We start from the raw sequence: 4,178 nt of genomic DNA, 5'->3' as shown, positions 1-4,178 counted from the left end.
CGCCGGCGTCGAGGACAATCAGGGTCCGGCGAGGGCCGGCCTCGGCGCCGCGACGGATGGCGTCGGCGAGGTGGGGGTTGGCCGGGTTGAGGAGACCGCGTGTAAAGGCTATATCGTAACGGTACGTGACAGCGAACTGCTGGCTGATCGGTTCCATTTAGTACACAGGCGGGTCAGCGTTGGGTAGTTCCAGGTGGCAGGCATGAGGTTTCAATGTGGGTGGCATTCACAGCGTGAAACCGGGCACGCGATACGCGGATACTGGACAATGGCCGGGGTAGGGGGCCGATGGATGGCGCGCGCAGAAAATATCGGCCGCGTGCCGGGTGTTATAATTCATCGTGGACCGGTTTGTTCGATCAGGTGACCGCAAACAACCGCGCCAGAAGGACGGATACGGGCAACAGTGACAGGATGGCGAGGCCGGCCGTTGGGCCTGCATACAAGGCGGCGATCGCGGCATTCAGCACGATGAGGCCCATGATGCCGGTGCGGACGGCGCGCTGGATCGTCTCTGCCGTCGGCTGCTTCGCCGCGCGCAGAAACGCCGGCAATACGAGGCCAGTAAAGATAAACGGGAAAAGCCCACTGACGGGCTCGACCGCCACGGCGTCGAACCCGATGTACCCCAGGGCCAGGATGACCAGGACGACGAGCCCGACGGCCAGGTACCCGACGCGCTTCGAGCCGCCGGTCACTTCGCCCCGGCTGATGGCCGTGATGGCGGCGATGTAGACGATCGGCAGCAGCGCCAGGGGCCAGTGGTGGACGATCATCAGTGGCGCAGCGCCCATCCCGAGCAACAGATTGCCGCCCCGGCAGAGGCCCATGTTGATCGGACCCAGCAACGCGTGGTGTTTGCCGTAGGCGTCGTAGACCAGGGCTGCCGCGGCGATGGCGAGGGCCAGGAGGCCGGCGGCCGGCGAGGCCGCAAAAGCCGCGGCGATACCGCCCAGCAGCAAGGATCCCGCGAAGATCGCCGCGTTTTGCCGGGTGACCCGACCTGCCGGTATCGGGCGCTCGGGGCGTTCGACGGCGTCGAGGTTGGCGTCGAACACATCGTTAAACGCCACCCCGCCGGCGTAGAGACCTGTCGTGGAGAGGAGCAGCCACCCCAGCGTCTCGGCCTGGATGTGGACGGCCGCGAGGCCGCCCGTCACGGCAAAGCCGGCCAGCACATCCGCCCAGGCGGTGACGATGTTGGCCGGGCGGGCGAGTTGGAGGTAGGAACGCATGGGATTAGCGAGTAGCGATTAGCGAATAGTGATTGGGATCTCGTCTAGCGTAGTGTAGTGTGCACCCCATCGCTATGGGCTAATCGCGAATCACGAATCGCTAATCTACCGGATGATCAGGTTTTCCTTCTGGGCGGCCACTTCCTCGACGGTAGGGGTCTGGCCGCCGCGGAGGACGCTGTTGCCGTAGTGGAGCTGGCGCTGGTCGATGGTCGGGGGGTTGAGCCAGTCGGACTCCCTGATTTGTCCGCTCTGGCCGTAGGCGTCGAGGGCGTTTTGATAGCAGACTTTTCGGATGTCGCCGGCGGGGATGCCACGCAGGCCCATAAGGTTGGCGGTTTTCGGGACGGCGAGCGGATCGCTCTTGCCCCAGTCGGCCGCGCTGTCCACAAAGATCCGCTCGGTACCGAACTTTTTCACGATCTCCACCATCCGCTCGTTGCCCATCTTGGTCTGCGGATAGAGCGTGAAGGCGGCCCAGAAGCCACGGTCCAGCACCTCGCGGACGGTTTCTTCGTTGTTGTGGTCGATGACGACGCGGGAGGGATCGAGTCCGTGCTCAACGCAGCGGTCCATGCTGCGGCTGGTGCCCACCTTCTTGTTGCGGTGCGGGGTGTGGATCATGACGAGCATGTCGAGCTCGCGGGCCAGGTCGAGCTGTTTCCGGAAATAGCGGTCTTCGAGGTCGGACATATCGTCGTACCCGATCTCGCCGATGGCCACCACGCCCTCTTTGCAGGCGTAGAGGGGGAGGATTTCCATGACCTCGTCCGCGAGGCGTTCGTTGTTGGCCTCCTTGGAATTGAGCCCGATGGCGCAGTAGTGCCGGATGCCGAACTGGGCGGCGCGAAACCGTTCCCAGCCGACGAGCATGCTAAAGTAGTCCTGGAAGGACGCCGCGGTGGTGCGGGGTTGTCCGAACCAGAAGGCCGGCTCGATGATGGCCACGACGCCAGCGGCGCGCATGGCCTCGTAGTCGTCGGTCGTGCGGGAGACGGCGTGGATGTGGGGGTCGAGGTACATGGGCGTATCGGATGGCATGGTCGTGTGTGGTGTTAAGTAGAGACGCCATACCTGGCGTCTCGATGTCGGCATAGACGCCGTGTATGGGGTACAGACGCCATGTAGGGCTTAGAGACGCCATGTATGGGGTACATCATGTATGGCTTAGAGACGCCATGTATGGCGTCTGTACCGGGGGGATTAGGGGCGCCATATAGGGCTTAGAGATGCCATGTATGGCGTCTGTACCGGGGGGATTAGGGGCGCCATATAGGGCTTAGAGATGCCATGTATGGCGTCTGTACCGGGGGATTAGGGGCGCCATATAGGGCTTAGAGACGCCATGTATGGCGTCTGTACCGGGGGGATTAGGGGCGCCAGTCTGGCATGCGGTCTCGGGCGTGGGAGGTCCATGTGAGGGCGCCGCTGTCGATGCGGGCTTTGAGGTCTGGGCGTGTGGCAAGGAGGGCATGGCCGGGTTTGAGGGGGCAGGAGGCCAGGGCGAGCGCGCCGGCTTCGTGCAGGGCGGGGTCCGGATCGTTGAAGACGCGCTCGAGGTCGGCCAGCATCGCCGGCGTGGCGAAGGGGGCGACGGGGCGCCAGAGTTCGGGGGTGAGGGAGCGCGACGCGGCCCACCGCTCGTGGGCGTAGTCCACGAGCATCTGGCTGAGGGTCGGGTTGGCGCGGCCCTCAAGCCCGACGATCCGGTGGAGGGGGCTACCGACGAAGCAGCATTTGAGCACCATCTGATTCCAGGTGTTCTCATCGAATTGCTCCGCGGGAAACGGGTTGTCTAGCGAGACGGCGTTAAAGACCGAGACCATGTTGCTACGGAGGCCCTCGGCGCCGCGAGCGCGGAAGCGCTCGGGGTGCGGGAGGAGCGGCAGGGCCTGGTAAAGCGTGACGCTTTCGCCGACGTCGGCGGCGTTGAAGACCGCATCCATGCGCGCGCCATAGACGGCCGCGTCGTCGGATGGATTTGCCAGCAGGAGGAGCGTTCGGCCGGCCTGATCGAGGCTCCAGCCGAGCGGGGACCAGTCCGGGCGGGCGCGGCCGGCCGCGTCCAGGTCGGCTTTATGCAGCGGCAATTCCGCTTTGCCTAAATAACGTGGGACGGCGCTGAACGACGAGAAAAAGACCCAGTCTGCCGCGCGGGCGGCGATATCGTGCCGTTTGGCCTCGAGCCAGGCGGCGGCTTTTTCATCCAGATGCGGTGCGAGCCAGCCCTGGATGAGGGTGGATATGGCGGTAACGTCAGGCCGGATCGAGCGTGTTGGCATGAACTTCTCTCGTCAATTTGTCTCTTTTTGGTTTCAAAACCTTGCTAATTGTGCATGGTTTCTGAAATCGGTTGCCGGCGGCATGAATGGCCGTACTGAAGACCAGCACGGACGCGCATGCACGCGTCGAGGGTGGTGTCTAAAGGTGTAGGATGGTGTAGTGTGCGCCTCCAAGATTCATCCAGAGGCTGTTAATATTGTGTCTAAACAGGAAAACCCTGCGATTACATGCTGAAATTTACCAAGGCGGTTGTCGATAAAATGGGCGGTATCTCCGCTGCTCCCGCGACGCCTACCGCTGCCCTCCCCGTTCAGATCAATCTCGTCACCTTGGGTCGGTTCGTCGCGGTGACCCTTCAACTGGCGCTCGTCCTGTTCGCTATCTACCAGTTCAAGATAGAGGAACAGAGCGGCCTCATTCGCATCATCGGTCTTATTTTTATTGGATTTTCGGTGCATGCCTGGTTGCCTGCGACGGTGCGCCAGCCCTTCTTCGTCGGGCTCACCCTCGTGGCCATCTACCTCATATTCGGGCCTATCAACGCCCTCTGGCTGATCGGCTTGTCGCTGTCGCTGATCCTGCTGGCGCACCTTCCGATCGACTACCGGGCGCGGATCGCGCTGATCGTGGTGGCCGGCGCGGGGCTGACGGCGATGCAGG

At 63.2% G+C, this 4,178-nt stretch carries 4 protein-coding genes; 1 reads left to right on the top strand and 3 read right to left on the bottom strand.

The features are described from left to right. Positions 1-359: 359 nt before the first annotated feature. From eboC to SH809_04600, 3 genes are all read right to left on the bottom strand, one after another. Positions 360-1,235, bottom strand: coding sequence for a UbiA-like protein EboC (eboC, locus tag SH809_04610; GenBank protein MDZ4698969.1), 876 nt, complete (start codon positions 1,233-1,235; stop codon positions 360-362). A 105-nt stretch (positions 1,236-1,340) separates the two neighbouring features. Further along, entirely contained in the window at positions 1,341-2,276 is a 936-nt protein-coding gene (locus SH809_04605) for a TatD family hydrolase (protein ID MDZ4698968.1), read from the bottom strand. Between the two features lie 329 nt (positions 2,277-2,605). Then, the gene (locus tag SH809_04600; protein ID MDZ4698967.1) at positions 2,606-3,517 is read right to left on the bottom strand and encodes an EboA domain-containing protein; all 912 of its coding nucleotides are present in this window, start codon (positions 3,515-3,517) and stop codon (positions 2,606-2,608) included. Positions 3,518-3,745: 228 nt separating this feature from the next. Here SH809_04600 and SH809_04595 point away from each other — a divergent pair. After that, on the top strand, positions 3,746-4,178 hold a 433-nt coding region (locus SH809_04595; protein ID MDZ4698966.1), incomplete at its 3' end, for a hypothetical protein.

It is taken from the genome of Rhodothermales bacterium, from assembly GCA_034439735.1.
Taxonomy (GTDB): Bacteria; Bacteroidota; Rhodothermia; order Rhodothermales; family JAHQVL01; genus JAWKNW01.
Note: the sequence above shows the minus strand (reverse complement) of the source record. Positions and strands in the feature narration are given on the sequence as shown.

Excerpts from the sequence above, each read along its gene's own strand:
- SH809_04605 (MDZ4698968.1), bottom strand. The coding sequence starts at position 2,276 with ATGCCATCCGATACGCCCATGTACCTCGACCCCCACATCCACGCCGTC.
- SH809_04600 (MDZ4698967.1), bottom strand. The coding sequence starts at position 3,517 with ATGCCAACACGCTCGATCCGGCCTGACGTTACCGCCATATCCACCCTC.
- eboC (MDZ4698969.1), bottom strand. The coding sequence starts at position 1,235 with ATGCGTTCCTACCTCCAACTCGCCCGCCCGGCCAACATCGTCACCGCC.